Consider the following 15,357-nt stretch of genomic DNA (forward strand, 5'->3'; position numbering starts at 1 on the left):
GCCCGTCCGCCGGTTCGGCCGGTTCACCCGTTCGCCGGTTCGCCGGTTCGTCTCCGGTCGTCTAGGGCTTTCTAGCCTCCGACCGATACACCGCTAGATTCTCGGAGAAGGTCCGCCCCGGCCGGGTTCTCCGCGCCCACGACGGCGACTCGCACCGGCGGCCGGCGCCCGCTGAGGTACACCGCGAAGACCACCTCGGCCCGCGCCCCGACGGCCGTGCGCCCGGGGTAGACGAAGAAGCGCCAGCACAGCTCGCGCCAGGAGTCCGACGGCTCGTCGGTCACCAGCAGCGGCGCGTACGAGCGCCACTCGGCGCTCGCCCGCAGGCGCGCGACGGCCCGCGCCGCCGGGACGGCACGCTGCTCGCAGGGCGCGCGGTGCCTGAGCCGGGCGATCGCCTCGCCCCACTCGGGCGACAGGGCCACCAGCAGCGCCAGGCCGGCTCCGAGCGCCGACGTCAGGTTCCAGGAGGCTCGCATCAGCAGGTCCGCGCCCGACACCGGGACCAGCGCGACCAGCACCGCCATCGCGGCAAGGACGGCGGCGCGGCCGATCGAGCGCAGCCCCACCGGGGAGCTGCTCGCCTCGCCGAAACAGCCGCAGCCTACGTCCGGGCGCCGTCGGCGCAGCTCCCACAGGACATAGGTGGACACCGAGAAGAAGGTGACCGTCCCCCAGCGGGGCAGAGGATGGCGGGTGAAGATCAGCCCCGCGGCCAGCAGGATCTCAACGGCGGCACAGAAGATCATGAACTGCCCGCGCCACCGCTCGGGCACCAGCACACCGGGCCCGAGGCGGGACAGCCCGCCCGGATCGGCGTCACTCCCGGCGGTCGCGAGCTTCGCCCCGCCGCCGAGCACCAGGAGCAGCGCGAGCAGCGCGAGCGCGGCGGCGGCGATTGTCACGGTGTCCACGGTCACCCCAATCCGACCCGGGCGTTGAAGCATCCGTTGGTGAGCTCCCCCCCGAGCTCGACGTACGACAGTGGCGACAGCTCGGCGATGCGGCCCCGCGGTGAGGTGCCGCACTCCACGCACCGGTCGCAGAACCGCCCGGCCATGCATCCGCAGGCGACGATCGGCAGCACCGACGAGCGGCTCTCGCACACGTTCCCGACGTACAGCATGGAGCCGAGCGCGAGGTAGGGAAGGCCGGTGCAGGACACGCCCGCGTCCTCGCACTCGGAATCGGCACGTTCCAGCATCGGGTACGCCACCCCGGCCTCGCCGTCGTCGAAGGCGTCCGACCAGGCGGCCGCCCCGGAGATCTTCGACTGGACCGCCCGGTAGGCGTGCGGGGGCTCCGGCACGGAGGCGGCGCGGTAGGTGGGCTGCGAGGTCGCCGGCAGCCGCGCGTGGGTCACCCCGTCGCGCCGCGTGCCGATCGCGTCGAACAGGTATCCCGGTTCGAGCTGGGGATGGCGCACCCGGATGCGTCCCGACGCGCCGTAGGGGACGACGATCACCCGCCGGCCCCGGTGCGGGCCGCCGTCGAGCTCGATGGTCAGGTCCCTGCCGTCCTTGCCCAGGGTGCGGACGATGCCGGTGACGCGGGTGATGTCGCCCCACAGGCGCTCGGCCACCCGGCCGGACTGGCGGGCGCGGATCATCACGCGGGTGCCGGCGGGCAGATCCACGGGGTTCACGGGGCTGCCGTGCCAGGCGGTCGCCCAAGGCGCGATGACCAGCCGCTCCTCCACGCCGTCCGGGTTCTCCAGAATCACCAGGTGGGGGCTGATGTCGATGATCTGACCCGCGACGCCGGTGAGCGGGGCGGGCTCCTCGGCCTCGGCCCTCACGGGGACGGTGGTCCTGCCGAGTGCGGCCGACGCCAGCGCATGGCGACGCTCAACTCCCATCGGCCCCTCCCCGGTCGCCGCCGCGAGTCTCCTCGTCGTCCCCTAGGGTCACACAGATCGTCGCCGCCGCCGCTCATTTCGGGACGAGGATTTTTCCTCCGCGACGACCTGCGTAGCAAATTTCCCACTCCGGGAGGAACTCGTCGACGCCCCAGCATGCCATGACCCTGTGGTGATCTTTGCCGTCGCCGGGACGAAACCTGGATGACGGATCAGCCGTATCAGGGCGTCCGGCTGCGATTCTGACGTCGAGATCGTTTCATCATGGCCTTCGTCACGGCACCGGTGATCGCATGAGCGGTAAAGACGAGGAGTTCCGCGAGTACGTGGCTGCCCGCGGTCCGGCACTGTTGCGCATGGCCTACCAGCTCACCGGCCAGCCCGCGGACGCCGAGGACCTCCTCCAGGCGGCCCTGACCAAGACCTACCTGGCGTGGGAGCGGATCAACGACCGGGCCTCGCTGGACGGGTACGTCCGCCGGGCGATGGTCAACATCAACATCTCCTGGTGGCGGCGCAGGAGGCTGGAGGAGTACCCCTCGGAGGAACTGCCGGAGACGCCGTCCAGGGACGGGCCGACGCCCGGGGAGATCCACGAACTGCTGGAAGAGGCGATCAACCGGCTCCCGGTCCGGCAGCGCACGGCGATCGTGCTGCGCTACTACGAGGACATGACCGAGCCGGAGATCGCCAGAGTTCTCGGCATCAGCATCGGCACGGTGAAGAGCACGGTGTCCCGCGCGATGGCGAAACTGCGCGGTGACCTCGTCGTCGTCGAGCCCTGCCGCCCTGACGCCCGGCCGCACGTGTCCATGGGGCGCGAGCCCGTCTGAACCAGTCGCCCTCCGCGGCGGGTGGAGGTGAACGAGTCGCCCCCTCGGAGGGAGGAGGCGAACAAGTGGCTCTGTGGCGCGGGCCGGCGTGAACGAGCGCTTGTCTGAGACGCGGGAGCGGACGAGACTCGGAGCCGGACGACAATCACGAACCGGCGCCCAGGCCGGGGCTCGCCAGCGGAGGTCCGTCAGATGCGCAGCACCATGCCCGACCATCCGCTCACCATCAGCTCTATCATGCGGCACGGCACCGGACTGTTCGCCGACCACGAGGTCGTGACGTACACCGGCGACGGCTACCGCCGCATGTCCTACGGGGAACTGGCCCGGGAGGCGGCGCGGCTGGCGGGCGCGCTGCGCGCCCTCGGCGTGGACGGCGACCAGCGGGTCGCGACCTTCGGCTGGAACAGCGCCGAGCATCTGACCGCCTATCTCGCCGTGCCCAGCATGGGGGCGGTCCTGCACACCTTGAACATCCGCCTGTTCCCCGAGCAGATCGCCTACATCGCCGGGCACGCCGAGGACGACGTCGTCATCGTGGACGCCTCGCTCGTCCCGCTGCTCGCCCCGATCCTGCCCGAGATGAAGACGGTGCGGCACGTGATCGTCATCGGGGCCGCCGACCCCGCGCCGCTCGCCTCCGCGGGCAAGCAGGTGCACGACTACCGCACGCTCCTCGACCAGGCCCCGGACGCGTTCGACTGGCCCGACCTGGACGAGCGCGCCGCCGCGGCCATGTGCTACACCAGCGGCACGACGGGCAACCCCAAGGGGGTCGCCTACAGCCACCGCTCGGCCTACCTGCACTCCATGAGCGTGTGCACGGCCAACGCCATGGGCCTGTCCAGCCGCGACCGGGTGCTGCCGATCGTGCCGATGTTCCACGCCAACGCCTGGGGACTCCCGTACGCCGCGCTGATGGCCGGGGCCTCGCTCGTCATGCCCGACCGCTTCCTGCAGGCGGAGCACCTGGCGAGGATCATCGCCGAGGAACGGCCGACGGTCTCGGGCGCCGTCCCCACGATCTGGGGCGACCTGCTGCGCCACGCCCGCCGGCACGGGGCGGACCTGTCGTCCCTGCGCCTGGTGCCGTGCGGCGGATCGGCGGTGCCGGAGTCGCTGATGCGCGCGCTGTCCGACGAGTTCGGGGTCCAGGTCGTGCAGGCGTGGGGCATGACCGAGACCTCGCCGCTGGCGACGGTCGCCCACGGGGACTCCTGGGACCTGCGGGCGACGCAGGGGCGGCTGCTGGCCGGCGTCGAGGCCCGCATCGTCGGCGCGGGCGACGCCGTGCTGGCCTCCGACGGGCTCGCGGTGGGCGAGTTGGAGGTGCGCGGGCCGTGGGTCACCGCGTCCTACCACCTGGAGGAGGATCCTTCGCGGTTCCACGACGGCTGGCTGCGCACGGGCGACGTGGGCCGACTGGACGCGCGCGGCTACGTCACGCTGACCGACCGCGCCAAAGACGTCATCAAGTCCGGCGGGGAGTGGATCTCGTCGGTCGAGCTGGAGAACGCCCTCATGGGGCATCCCGCCGTGGTGGAGGCGGCGGTCATCGGGGTGCCGGACGAACGCTGGGGCGAGCGTCCGCTGGCATGTGTCGTGCTCGACGGAACGACCGGAGTGGCGGAGCTCCGGGAGTTCCTGTCGGGGAAGGTGGCGCGCTGGCAGGTGCCCGAACGCTGGGCGTTCATCGACGCGGTGCCCAAGACGAGCGTCGGCAAGTTCGCCAAGCGCAGCCTGCGCGAGATGCACGCCCGCGGGGAGCTCACGATTGTTGAGAGCTGAGATCCGAAAGGTCCATCGCGCCGGCGGTGGCACAGGGCCGTACGACGTCGCGGATGATGCGCAGGCTGGCCAGGAAGTCCTCCAGTCGCTCAGGGGGCAGCAGGCCGGTGAACCATGTCTCGATGTCCTCGATGTGCTGGGGGAGCACGGCCTCGAGGCGGGCGGCGCCGGCGTCGGTCAGCGTCGCGTAGGAGGCCCGGCGGTCGGTGGCGCAGGCCACCCGCTCGACCAGGTCCTCGCGCTCCAGACGGTCCACGACGCGGGTCACCCCACTGGTGGACAGCGACGTCTGGGCCGCGAGGTCGCTCATGCGGAGCCTGCGGCCGGGGGACCGGTACAGGCGGATCAGTGTCTCAAAGTCGATCTCGGACAATCCTGAGGCGGTGAATGCGGCGTTCATCTTCGCGGTAAGGCCCAAGTAGACCTCGGCCATCAGGCCCATCGCCGTGAGCCTGGGGTCATCAGCTGGTGTCACGCTCATACTCTAGACGACGTTAGTTGACGGGCGGAATATTCCTCAGGTAGACATCTGTTGGAGCAAGCATCAAGCCCAGCGATCCACTAGTCCACGGGAGATGGAACATGAGCACTCGCACCTGGGAAGGCATCGCCATCCCGACCCCCGGCGTCTTCGACCTGGACGTCGCCCACACCCGCGTGGGATTCGTCACCAAGCACATGATGGTCAGCAAGGTCCGCGGCCGCTTCGGCGACTTCGCCGGCACCGTCACCATCGCCGAGAACCCGATGGAGTCCTCGGCCGAGCTCACCATCAAGACCGCCAGCATCGACACCGGCAGCGACGACCGCGACAACCACCTGCGCAGCGACGACTTCCTCGCGGTGGACAAGTTCCCCGAGCTGACCTTCCGCAGCACCCGCGTCGTCAGCCACTCCGGCGACGAGCTCGTCGTCGTCGGCGACCTCACCATCCGTGACGTCACCAAGGAGGTCACGCTGAAGGTCGAGTACGGCGGCGCCGGCACCAACCCCTGGGGCCAGGAGCTGTTCGGCTTCGAGATCGAGACCGAGATCGAGCGCGAGGAGTTCGGCCTCACCTGGAACGTCGCCCTGGAGACCGGCGGCGTCCTGGTCGGCAAGAAGATCAAGATCGAGATCGAGGGCGAGGCCCAGCGCCGCGCCTGACCGCCGGTGTCGCGACACCCTGTGTCCACAGCCTGTGGACAGAGTGTGTGGGAAACCTTCTTCTCCCCATGGACCCCCAGGGCCGGCCCACTCCCCGGCCCTGGCCATCGGTCCTCCACCCCCCATCCAACACCGCGAACCCCGGCACACGGCCGGCCTCAACACCGGCACACGGCCGTCCTCGGCACCCGGCACACGGACACCCCGCAACCCGGGCGCGCGGCCGTCTTCCGCCCCGGCATCCGGACATCCCGCGGCCCGGGCATGAAGGCCGACGAACCGCTCTTGCGCGACATGTTCGGTTGCCACGCCGAATCCACTTTGCCGCTTAGCATCAAGGCCGGTACTCTGTGCTGAGCCAGTCAGGCCCTCAACAGGCCGGTCGGGCACCAGGAGGCTTCGCCTAGTCAGGTCTATGGCGCCGCACTGCTAATGCGGTTTGGGTCTACAGCCCATCCGGGGTTCAAATCCCCGAGCCTCCGCACTTCAGAGGCCCTCTCCCGATTGTCGGGCGGGGGCCTTTCTGCTGCCCGAACAGTCAGGGGCGCGGTTCTGACAGATGGCACAGACCTCGATCGGTCAGCCACCACGGCGGTCGTCGACGGTCACGACCAGGCCAGGCCGGCCGTCCGCCAAGCGGCGCAGGTCGCCGGCGAGTGGGGGCAGGTGCAGGTCGGGCAGAAAGTGCACGGTCGTCCCTGTGGCACCATCGCCGGCGACGGTCTCCAGGCCGGAGACAGGGACGCCCTGCTCGTACCGCTGGATCCAAGATCCACTCAGGCGGCGGTTGGTGTGGACGAGCCACTCGCTGAGCGCGGCGACGACGGACATGCCACGGCGCGGATGCCCGTCGGGAAGCGTCTCCGCGCCGGGGTCGTCGAAAAAACGCAGGTCCTTGGACGCCATCACGGGCTTCTTCACCGGCCGCCCGTGTTCGTCGAAGCGGGTGTCGGTGCCTCTCCCCTCGTCGGCCACGGAGACCGAGCCGTCGGGGTGGAGGGTGACGGTGCAGCGTCCGGCGCCCGTGCTCGCCGCCTCGTCGGCCGCGTAGGCGAGGACCTCGAGGATCAGGTGCCGGACGCCGCCGGGGGCGAACTCGGCCGGGTCCCTTCGGATACCGGCGAGGTGACCGAGATCGACGTCGGCCGCCCAGTCATGGGTGGTGTTACGCCAAGAGGATCGGGATGTGCCCACCACAGCACCCTGGTCACGGCTCAGGCAGGGGTGATGCGGTCCACGCGGCCATCCGCGACGGCGGGCCCGACCGGGTTCCTCAGACGGCCGGCGAACCCACCCAGGAGCAGGGACAGGCCTCAGACGTCGAGCTAGCCGCGAACCATGCACTTCTGACGCGGAGTTGCAGTCCAGGGAGCTCAGAGCCGTCCACAGGAGTGTGGTGTTGAGCTCGCCGGTATCGACGGCGCCGGGGGTCTAGCTGTATTGACCACGAGCGTTGTTGACGATTGGGGCTTGATCAATAGGAAGACCTCCGGTGTGGTGGAGGTGTCTAGGCTCCACACCACAGACGGAGGTCTTCGTGTCCCACCGTAATGCCCGGCTGACCGTGCATGGCAGGCGTCTGCTCGTCCAGCGTGTTCTCGCCGGCCGTCCGGTCGCTCATGTGGCGGCTGAGATGGGCATCTCCCGGCCCACCGCCTACAAGTGGGTCCGCCGATGGCGCGAGCACGGCGAGACAGGCCTGCACGACCGGCCCAGCCGTCCGCACACCACCCCCCACCGCACCCCACCCGCCATCGAAGCCCAGGTATGCCTGCTGCGCACCCAGCGCAAGCTCGGCCCGGCCCGCATCGGCTCCATCCTGGGCCTGGCCCCCTCCACCGTGCACCGGATCCTGACCCGCCACCATCTGCACCGCCTGGCCCACCTGGACCGCCCTACCGGCCGACTCATCCGCCGCTACGAGCGCGACCGCCCCGGCGAGCTGGTGCACGTGGACGTCAAAAAACTGGGCCGCATCCCCGACGGCGGCGGCTGGCGCGTCCACGGCCGCGACCAGCGCAGCCACCACCACCGCCACACGATCGGCTTCGACTACATCCACTCCGCCGTCGACGACCACACCCGCCTGGCCTACAGCGAGATCCACCCCGACGAGAAGGCCACCACCTGCGCCGCCTTCCTGCGCCGCGCCGCCGCCTTCTTCCACACCTGCGGCATCCTGGCCATCCAACGCGTCCTTACCGACAACGCCCTGGCCTACCGGCACAGCACCGCTTGGCGCCAAGCCCTGGCCGAGCTGGGCGCGACCGGCAAACGCACCCGCCCCTACCGCCCGCAGACCAACGGCAAGGTGGGAGCGCTTCAACCGCACCCTGCTCGATGAATGGGCCTACGCCCGCCCCTACACCAGCAACGACGAACGCACCACAGCTCTGCAAGACTTCCTGCACACCTACAACCACCACCGCTGCCACACCGCACTCAAAGGCCAGCCCCCGATCACCCGCGTCAACAACCCTGCGGGTCAATACATCTAGCGGCGTACCTTGTACCTCAGGTGGAGGACCCGGTCGCTCTGGATCACCACGTCGGGGTCCTCCAGCAGGTGCTGCTTGTCGATGCCGCCGAAGAAGCGTTTGCCCGACCCGAACACCACCGGCACCACGTCCATCGCCACTTCGTCCACGAGGCCGGCCGCGAGGATCTGGCCGCCCACATCGCCGGCGTTCACGGCGACGATGCGGTCCCCGGCGAGTTCCTGGGCCTTGTCGATCGCAGCCGTCACGTCATTTACGAAGTGGTACGACGCCTCGGGGTGCCAGCCCTCGGGCTTGGGACGGTGGGACACCACGACCACGTGCTCGCCGGCGGGCGGCCGGCCCTCCCAGCCATTCACCAGGTCGAAAAGGGTACGGCCCATCACGATCGTGCCCATCGCGTCCCACACCGACCGGACGTACTCCGCCGATGCGCGTGGGACCTTGATGCGGCTTCCGGATCCGGAATGGTCGTAGTGCTGGTCGCCACCCCCGGTGATCGGGGTGTCCCCGTTGAAGTACCAATCGTGGAGCGGCCCGACCTCGTCGTTCTCGTCGGCGATGAAGCCGTCGACCGACGCCACGTTGTGCATGATCACTGTGCCCACTGGTTCTCCTTGGGTCGCCTTGCGCGTTCGCCTCCGATCGTGTCGTCTCCGGGTACGAGCGAGCTTGTAAAAAATCAATCAACGGGCATCGGACCGCTGTCCGGCGGGAATCCCGGCTCGGCGGGGAATCGACGCCGCAGGGCCAGGTATTCCGTCGGAGTGTGGCCGGTGAAGTCCTTGAACTCCCTGATGAAATGGGCCTGGTCGAAGTAGCCCGCCGTCTGGGCGAGCTCCGACCAGTCGACCGGACGCAGCGCGTCCACGGACACGATCAGCCGTGCGAAGCGGTAGATCCGCGCCACCCGCTTGGGGGTGACCCCGACATGGGACCTGAACTGCGTGGCCAGATGATTGCCGCTCACCCCGGCGGAATCCGCCAGCACACTGACCGGGACCACGCCGTGGGAGGACTCCAGACGTCCACCCGTGTGCTGGACCAGGTCGAGACCGCGCGATGGTCCCTCGGCGAGCCGCGATCGCAGTTCCTCCTCCAGTGCGCGCAACGTCTCGGTGGCGAATGCGAGGTCACCGACCTGATTGCGGATCCGGTCCACGGACCGCTGCCAGACGGCGTCGACCGGCACCCATCGGTTCCGCAGTTCGTCCGCCGGCATGTCCACGAACGGCGAGATCCCCCACGGCTTGAAGTGCACGCCGACGAGTCTCACCCGTTCGGGGTATTCGAAAAGGAAACGCCTGGTCCATACACCCATGAACCACCCATCGGCGAACACCGCCGGCAGTACCGCAGGGTCGGAATCCCACAGGCGGGTGGGTCCGCCCAGGTTGATGAACAGGTGTGCCGATGGCATCGGCGGGACGTTCATCAGGCGGTGACGTGGCACTCCGGTCAGGCAGTAGATGTCGTCGATGAACCGGTCGAGCGGCGGTGCGGGCACCCGGCCGACGTACTCCATGGGCTCAGTCTGGCCGAAGAGGGCCCGGGCTAGGGTGACCGGCCATGAGAGTCCTCATCGTCGGTGGCAGCGGATTCCTCGGCGGCGAACTCGTCCGGCAGAGTTCGAGCGCCGGATACGAGGTGACCGCGACCTATTCGAGCCGGTCCGGAGAGACCGCGGGTGTCGAGTGGCTGCCGCTCGACGTGCGCCGACGAGAGGACGTCGACGCGCTGGTCCGATCGGTTCGCCCGGAGGTCGTCATCAATGCCGCGTACCGGCAGACAGACTGGGCGACCACGGCGACCGGATCCGCGAACGTGGGCCTCGCCGCCTCTGCGACAGGCGGGCGCCTGGTCCACGTGTCCAGCGACGCGGTGTTCTCCGGGGCCGCGATTCGCTATGACGAGACGTGCGTTCCTGACCCGATCACCCCGTATGGTGCGGCCAAGGCCGCTGCCGAGACCGCCGTGAGCGCGATCGCGCCGACCGCGGTGCTGGCCCGGACGTCCCTGATCATCGGTGACGGTGGTTCTCCGCATGAGGCGCTGGTGCGTTCACTGGCCACCGGCCAGGTGAAAGGAATGCTGTTCACCGACGTCGTCCGATGTCCCGTGCATGTCGTCGATCTCGCCGCGGCGCTCCTCGAACTCGCCGCGTCCGAGTACCACGGCGTCCACCATGTCGCCGGGACCGACGCGATGACCCGGTACGAGCTGGGGCTGCTCATCGCCCGACGAGACGGACTCGACGCGGACCGGTTGCCCGCAGGCCGGCGAGCGGACACCGGCCTGTCCGGCCCGGCCGACGTGCGCCTGGAATGCGACATGACCCAGCGACGAATTCGAACCGTACTGCGCGGTGCGCGGTGCTTTCTGTCCTGAGGCCGAATGGTGATCGCGGCTTTCTCCGGGAAAGCCGCCCGCATGCGAGTCCGAGCCGCTACACGCGCCCCTCGTCGACCCACTCGATGGATTCCGCGAACCCGAGGTATGACGGGTGCCGGTCCGCGCCGGTTCAGGACTTCGGGCAGACGATGTCGTGGTCATTCTCACACCAGGTTTCCGCCGTGTCCGCATTGGGTGCCGACCAGGTGTAACCGGTCTCGGCCGCCCTGGTCGTGCGGAAAGAACGGCCGAGATCGTCGATGCGGGTGGTGCCCGTCCTGTCCTGGCTCGACCAGTCGAGTTCGATATGCCACTCATACAGGTTCCGCGTGGTCGTGGCCTTGACGCGGAACGCCTCGGGGCTCTCGGCCGAGACGCGGTAAGGGAACTTGGCCGCAGGCGTTCCTTCTGAGGCCACCTGCTCGAGCACAGGAGTGGCCGCGTCCAGGTTCACCGCCAACTCCCGCACTTCGAGCGGTCCGCCGCAGCCGGCCCCCATCCAGTACGTGTGACCCGGGGCGGGGGGAAGGCGCCGATCCACGACGACGCGGATACGGCGCAGGACCACGGCGGAACTCGTGAATCCCTGCACGTAGACGTCCACGGTCGAGGTCTCGCCGTCGGCGGCCTTGAGGTCGCGTGCCCAGCCGTACAGCATGCCCCAGCTTTGCGGGCGAGGGCCGACCTCCTTGAGGTCGTGGTCGATGACGTACTTGTGGCAGTAGTCCGCGTCCTCGGGGTTGAGGTCGACCGTCCAGCCGAAGGGGTCTCTCGGCTGGGTGACGTAACGTACGCCCGAGTTCACTCCGTCGACCAGCAACGTGGACGCGGCCCCGGTGACGGTGGCGGCCAGCAGAGCCAAGATGGCTTTCCAGCTCGGCCGCCAACGGTTCGGGCGGATCTCGCCGCCGCTTTCCGGAGAGGGCTGGGGCGGATTTTCCGGCGGGGAAGGCGTGGAGGCGGGGTTCACGGCGGCTCCTGCCAGTACTACAGGGCCCGAAAGGCCCTCGCATGAGATTCGGGGACCATCGGAAAAGCTCGTCCGGCCCGGTGATCCGATGGTATCCAGCCGGTGACGGTATGCGCCCGAGTTAAGGGTTTATGTCGGCTCTTATCGATGTTTAGGGCGTTAGGAAAATGGCGGATGAAGATCGTGCCGCCGCAATGTGGAGGGTGGAGATCATCATGTGAGGATCCGGAGACGAAGACCGGGGATCGCGGATTCCGAATACCCGGCCACGAAATCTGAACGCTGGATGCATGGACGACGGATGTTCGGGTCCGACGGGCGGACGTCGGGTGGTGAGCCCCAATGCGTGGACGCCGGATGTGGGAAAGGACAGCAGTGGGGACATCGGATGCGGAAAGAACCGACAGCGGGGACGGCGACGTCGGACATCGGCTGTGGAGGTGTCGCCGGGCGGTGTCGGTGACTCGGCGCTTCGACGTGGCAGGCGGATCCGGTCGCCGGCGGCATCGCGCGGTTCTCATGGAATTCCCAGACACGGCAGGACAACCATGTGCCTCGGCCCTGCGTCCAACCTGAACGGGGATTAGCGACCGCAAGGACCACGCTAAGGACAACGCTGTCGACGAACGGGACGCATCGAGCGCCGGTCAAGGACGTAAGGCACCACCATGAACTCCTCTGTAGAGCTCATCAAGGCCCAACTCGACCTCACCGAACAAGCCGCACTGGACGCCCTGACGGACCTGCGAGAACACAGGGCGCGAGGGGTCATCCCCCTGCGAGAACGCGCACAGGCCGAGCAAGCACGGGCCCAGCTCCGTGCCGTCGAAGCCTGCCGGAAAGCGCTGACGCACTATGAGTCGACGGCCGCGGCCGACCCCGAGGCCATAGAGACCATCGTCCAACTGGCCATCGCCCGCATCCTGGCGGCACAGCAGGTAGAACTCGAAAGCCTGCGAGAACCGCCAGAGTGACCGACGGGCAAGGCGGCCGTTCGGGCGTCGCGGAGAATGACGCGACCCGCGACCCGCGACCCGCGACGCACTCGAGCGCGGAGCCGGCCCGTTGTCGTCTCCGCTTGAGCCGAGGGCCACGCCCCTGTGAAGCCGGGCGGCGTGGCCGGTCAGTCCACCGGGAGGCCGTCCTCCAGGTAACAGGCGCCGGCGCCCAGCCGACGCAGGGAACCGGTCACCCGCCGCGCCAGGGACGACGGCAGCAGGTCATCGAACTGCTCGGATGCGGCGAACATGAAGCCGTCGAGTTCGTCGGCGGGAAGGCGGATGTCCGCCGCCTGAGCCGCAGTGATCACACCGCCGTCGAAGAGGAACATCAGGCCGCCGTCCCACGGAGGGCGCGGCGGAACCCAGTCGACGCTGAGCATCGCTCCGAGCGACGCGGCGATGCCCAGCTCCTCTTTGATCTCCCGTGCGCAGGCGGCCCGGGGAGACTCGTCCAACTCGATCATGCCGCCCGGGAGGTCCCACCCTGGCTTGTACGTCGGACGCACCACCAGGACGCGGCCGGCGTCGTCGCGGATGAGCGCACCGGCGGCGGCGCGCACGCGTGGCAGGCCGGCGATGAAGGCGAGATCTGGATCGTCCACCTGGCCACCGTACGAGCTGAAGTTGGAGGTGGCGACCCAGGCTCGCCGCTGGTGGAGTCGTGCGCCGGTTCCCGCGGCCATGGCGTCTGCCGACGTTGAGACGTAGACGGCACCTCTGTAGTCCTGCCGGTCATGGGAGATCCGGTTGGTCCTCCATGCCCGGTAGAAGCGAGGTGGTCGGCGTTGCGGCCTGGGCCGCGACCGGGTCGAGTGCGCGATCGTGTTCGCCATAGGCTGGCCGTTCATGGATGGCTTGGTCGCGACCCTCGGCACCGCCTGCGCTGTTTTCGCGGGCACGAACGTCGATGACATCATCATCCTGACCGTGCTGTTCCTGTCCGCCCGCGTTGGCCGCGAGCCCCGCGCACGGCAGATCGTCGCCGGGCAGTACGCGGGCATCGCCGTGCTGGTCGCCGTCTCCGCGATCGCCGCCCTCGGCCTCACCGTCATCCCCGACCGCTGGGTCGGCCTGCTGGGTCTGGTACCGCTCGCCCTCGGCATCCGCGGTCTGATCTCCGCCCTTCGCACCCGCCATCGCGACCGGAACGGTGGACGGGGTGCCGGGCGTGAGGGTGGGCAGGAGGACGGGACGGCGGTGGCCGTGACCGGGGGGGCCTTCTCGGTGGCGGGCGTCACGATCGCCAACGGCGCGGACAACCTCTCGGTGTACACGCCGATGTTCCGCACCATCGGCCTGACGGCGAGTCTGGTCACCATCGCCGCGTTCGCCGTCCTGATCGCCGTGTGGTGCGCGGCCGGGTACTGGCTCGGCTCCCACAAGAAGATCATCGCGTTCGTGGAGCGGTTCGGACATTGGCTGGTGCCGCTCGTCTTCGTCGCGATCGGCGCGGTGATCGTGCTGGAATCCGGCGTCGCCGGCCGCCTGGTCGACCTCCTGTGAGCAAGACGACCACTGGTCGTCGCCTCGGTGCGCGACCGGCGACCACGGTGGTCGTCGCCTCGGTGTCCGGTCGGCCGAAAGTACGGCCGTGGCGATGGTGAACCGGGCTTTCGGCTCATGTCCGCGCGCGCGGGGGACCGCAGGATGACACCATGCCCCCTGAAGATCCCCCACCCTCGGCGTCCCACGTCGGCGCGGGGCCCGCGTGGCCCCGCGCCGGTCGTCCGTCCGCGGCGCCCATCGACGGTCGAACGTCTGCCACGTCCGGTGCCGATCATCCTCCCGTGACGCTCGGCGCCGGTCGTGCCCCCTCGACGCTCGGCGCCGGTCGTGCCGCCGCGACGGTTCCCACGCGTCGTCCGCGGATCGTCGCGTTGGACGTGGTGCGCGGGTTCGCACTGTGCGGGATCCTGCTGGCGAACGTCCAGCCGATCGCCAACGTGGACGACGCGATGCGGCGTTCGTCCGCCGCCCTGGAGAGCCCGTGGATGGGAATGCTGGTCGAGCAGCGCTTCTTTCCCATCTTCTCCCTGCTGTTCGGCGTCGGATTCTCGCTGCTGTTGCGATCGGCCCATGACCGGACCGCCAATCCGCGGGTGGTCCTGCTGCGCCGGCTGCTGGTGCTGTCCGGCCTCGGCCTGGCGCACATGCTGCTGTGGCGAGGCGACATCCTCACCGTCTACGCCGTCGTGGGCCTGCTGGTGCTGCTGCCCTCGACCTGGCTGCCGCGCTGGGCGGTGGCCGTCCTCGCCGCCGTGCTCGCCGCGGTGGCACTGACCCTCTACGGCGGCGGGACCATGCTCGTCCCCGCGCTGTTCCTGCTGGGTTCCGCGCTGACCCGGTACGGGGTGGTCGACCGGATCGAGCGGTCGGCGCGTGGTCCGGCCGTGCTCGGCCTGGTCCTCGCGGCGGGGGCGGCGCCCGCCCTGTGGTGGCAGGGGCGTCCGCGAGCGGGCGACTCCCATGGCCTGAGCCCCGCCCTCGCGCTGGCCGTACCCGGACTGCTGCTGGCGGGGGTGTACGTGTGCGTCCTGCTGCTTCTGCTCAGGACGCCGCTCCGGCCGGCGCTGCGGGCCGTGTTCGAGCCGCTGGGCCGGATGGCGCTGACCAACTACCTGACCGCGACGGTCCTGGTGCTGTTCGCCGTCCGTGTCCTCGGAGTGCCGGCCGGCTCGTCGTGGACGGCGGTGTTCGCGCTCGCGGGCGCCATCCTCGCCGTCCAGTGGTCGTGGTCCACGCTGTGGCTGCGCCGGTACCGGCAAGGCCCGCTCGAATGGCTCTGGCGCTGGGCCACCTGGGCCCGCCGCCCACCCCTGCGCCGCGCCCCCTGAGCGCGGCGGCCGGTGGCCGTCCCGCGTCGGCGGTCACT

At 69.6% G+C, this 15,357-nt stretch carries 15 protein-coding genes, 1 tRNA gene and 1 pseudogene; 9 read left to right on the forward strand and 8 right to left on the reverse strand.

Features of this window, described 5'->3' with window-relative positions; translation table 11 throughout:
• Nucleotides 1–71 precede the first annotated feature (71 nt).
• Nucleotides 72–914 (reverse strand): MauE/DoxX family redox-associated membrane protein, encoded by an 843-nt coding sequence (locus tag ABZU32_RS22255; protein ID WP_354924698.1) that lies wholly within the window; start codon nucleotides 912–914, stop codon nucleotides 72–74.
• Between the two features lie 2 nt (nucleotides 915–916).
• The gene (locus tag ABZU32_RS22260; RefSeq protein WP_354924700.1) at nucleotides 917–1,858 is read right to left on the reverse strand and encodes a hypothetical protein; all 942 of its coding nucleotides are present in this window, start codon (nucleotides 1,856–1,858) and stop codon (nucleotides 917–919) included.
• A gap of 293 nt (nucleotides 1,859–2,151) precedes the next feature.
• Between ABZU32_RS22260 and ABZU32_RS22265 the strand changes: the two genes are divergently transcribed.
• A complete protein-coding gene (locus tag ABZU32_RS22265; protein ID WP_354844113.1) occupies nucleotides 2,152–2,691 on the forward strand; it encodes a SigE family RNA polymerase sigma factor in 540 nt (179 codons plus the stop codon).
• A gap of 192 nt (nucleotides 2,692–2,883) precedes the next feature.
• Complete coding sequence (locus ABZU32_RS22270) at nucleotides 2,884–4,479, forward strand: long-chain fatty acid--CoA ligase (RefSeq protein WP_354924702.1); 1,596 nt, start codon at nucleotides 2,884–2,886, stop codon at nucleotides 4,477–4,479.
• Here ABZU32_RS22270 and ABZU32_RS22275 read toward each other — a convergent pair.
• Nucleotides 4,460–4,960 (reverse strand): MarR family transcriptional regulator, encoded by a 501-nt coding sequence (locus ABZU32_RS22275; protein WP_354924704.1) that lies wholly within the window; start codon nucleotides 4,958–4,960, stop codon nucleotides 4,460–4,462. The genes ABZU32_RS22270 and ABZU32_RS22275 overlap by 20 nt on opposite strands.
• A gap of 101 nt (nucleotides 4,961–5,061) precedes the next feature.
• Between ABZU32_RS22275 and ABZU32_RS22280 the strand changes: the two genes are divergently transcribed.
• Nucleotides 5,062–5,625 (forward strand): YceI family protein, encoded by a 564-nt coding sequence (locus ABZU32_RS22280; RefSeq protein WP_354844122.1) that lies wholly within the window; start codon nucleotides 5,062–5,064, stop codon nucleotides 5,623–5,625.
• 392 nt (nucleotides 5,626–6,017) lie between these two features.
• Nucleotides 6,018–6,107: transfer RNA gene (locus ABZU32_RS22285), tRNA-Ser, on the forward strand.
• Between the two features lie 97 nt (nucleotides 6,108–6,204).
• Here the strand turns inward: ABZU32_RS22285 and ABZU32_RS22290 are convergent.
• Nucleotides 6,205–6,819 carry a hypothetical protein gene (locus ABZU32_RS22290; RefSeq protein WP_354924706.1) on the reverse strand — a complete coding sequence of 205 codons (615 nt, stop codon included), beginning with the start codon at nucleotides 6,817–6,819 and terminating at the stop codon, nucleotides 6,205–6,207.
• 343 nt (nucleotides 6,820–7,162) lie between these two features.
• Between ABZU32_RS22290 and ABZU32_RS22295 the strand changes: the two are divergent.
• A pseudogene (locus ABZU32_RS22295) lies at nucleotides 7,163–8,123 on the forward strand (IS481 family transposase).
• Here ABZU32_RS22295 and ABZU32_RS22300 read toward each other — a convergent pair.
• Nucleotides 8,120–8,731: a dihydrofolate reductase family protein gene (locus ABZU32_RS22300; RefSeq protein ID WP_354924707.1), complete on the reverse strand. Its 612-nt coding sequence runs from the start codon at nucleotides 8,729–8,731 to the stop codon at nucleotides 8,120–8,122. The pseudogene ABZU32_RS22295 and the gene ABZU32_RS22300 overlap by 4 nt on opposite strands.
• A 74-nt stretch (nucleotides 8,732–8,805) precedes the next feature.
• A complete protein-coding gene (locus ABZU32_RS22305; protein WP_354924708.1) occupies nucleotides 8,806–9,648 on the reverse strand; it encodes a helix-turn-helix domain-containing protein in 843 nt (280 codons plus the stop codon).
• 44 nt (nucleotides 9,649–9,692) lie between these two features.
• On the opposite strand from ABZU32_RS22305, the gene ABZU32_RS22310 reads away from it, so the two are divergent.
• On the forward strand, nucleotides 9,693–10,511 hold the full coding sequence (locus ABZU32_RS22310) for a sugar nucleotide-binding protein (RefSeq protein ID WP_354924710.1): 819 nt from the start codon (nucleotides 9,693–9,695) through the stop codon (nucleotides 10,509–10,511).
• A gap of 133 nt (nucleotides 10,512–10,644) precedes the next feature.
• Here the strand turns inward: ABZU32_RS22310 and ABZU32_RS22315 are convergent, their stop codons facing one another.
• Nucleotides 10,645–11,484, reverse strand: coding sequence for a hypothetical protein (locus tag ABZU32_RS22315; protein WP_354924712.1), 840 nt, complete (start codon nucleotides 11,482–11,484; stop codon nucleotides 10,645–10,647).
• 668 nt (nucleotides 11,485–12,152) lie between these two features.
• Between ABZU32_RS22315 and ABZU32_RS22320 the strand changes: the two genes are divergently transcribed.
• A complete protein-coding gene (locus tag ABZU32_RS22320) occupies nucleotides 12,153–12,458 on the forward strand; it encodes a hypothetical protein (protein WP_354844139.1) in 306 nt (101 codons plus the stop codon).
• Nucleotides 12,459–12,607: 149 nt separating this feature from the next.
• Here ABZU32_RS22320 and ABZU32_RS22325 read toward each other — a convergent pair whose 3' ends face one another.
• The gene (locus ABZU32_RS22325; protein WP_354924714.1) at nucleotides 12,608–13,087 is read right to left on the reverse strand and encodes an NUDIX hydrolase; all 480 of its coding nucleotides are present in this window, start codon (nucleotides 13,085–13,087) and stop codon (nucleotides 12,608–12,610) included.
• 244 nt (nucleotides 13,088–13,331) lie between these two features.
• On the opposite strand from ABZU32_RS22325, the gene ABZU32_RS22330 reads away from it, so the two are divergent.
• Nucleotides 13,332–13,988: a cadmium resistance transporter gene (locus ABZU32_RS22330; RefSeq protein WP_354924715.1), complete on the forward strand. Its 657-nt coding sequence runs from the start codon at nucleotides 13,332–13,334 to the stop codon at nucleotides 13,986–13,988.
• Between the two features lie 284 nt (nucleotides 13,989–14,272).
• Entirely contained in the window at nucleotides 14,273–15,319 is a 1,047-nt protein-coding gene (locus ABZU32_RS22335; protein ID WP_354924717.1) for a DUF418 domain-containing protein, read from the forward strand.
• Nucleotides 15,320–15,357 lie beyond the last annotated feature (38 nt).

Origin of the sequence: Sphaerisporangium sp. NPDC005288 (assembly GCF_040607475.1) — a bacterium.
In the GTDB taxonomy this organism is placed as follows: Bacteria; Actinomycetota; Actinomycetes; order Streptosporangiales; family Streptosporangiaceae; genus Sphaerisporangium; species Sphaerisporangium rhizosphaerae.

Coding starts and splice junctions, on each gene's coding strand:
- ABZU32_RS22260 (WP_354924700.1), bottom strand. CDS start 1,858: ATGGGAGTTGAGCGTCGCCATGCGCTGGCGTCGGCCGCACTCGGCAGG.
- ABZU32_RS22265 (WP_354844113.1), top strand. CDS start 2,152: ATGAGCGGTAAAGACGAGGAGTTCCGCGAGTACGTGGCTGCCCGCGGT.
- ABZU32_RS22270 (WP_354924702.1), top strand. CDS start 2,884: ATGCGCAGCACCATGCCCGACCATCCGCTCACCATCAGCTCTATCATG.
- ABZU32_RS22275 (WP_354924704.1), bottom strand. CDS start 4,960: ATGAGCGTGACACCAGCTGATGACCCCAGGCTCACGGCGATGGGCCTG.
- ABZU32_RS22280 (WP_354844122.1), top strand. CDS start 5,062: ATGAGCACTCGCACCTGGGAAGGCATCGCCATCCCGACCCCCGGCGTC.
- ABZU32_RS22305 (WP_354924708.1), bottom strand. CDS start 9,648: ATGGAGTACGTCGGCCGGGTGCCCGCACCGCCGCTCGACCGGTTCATC.
- ABZU32_RS22310 (WP_354924710.1), top strand. CDS start 9,693: ATGAGAGTCCTCATCGTCGGTGGCAGCGGATTCCTCGGCGGCGAACTC.
- ABZU32_RS22320 (WP_354844139.1), top strand. CDS start 12,153: ATGAACTCCTCTGTAGAGCTCATCAAGGCCCAACTCGACCTCACCGAA.
- ABZU32_RS22330 (WP_354924715.1), top strand. CDS start 13,332: ATGGATGGCTTGGTCGCGACCCTCGGCACCGCCTGCGCTGTTTTCGCG.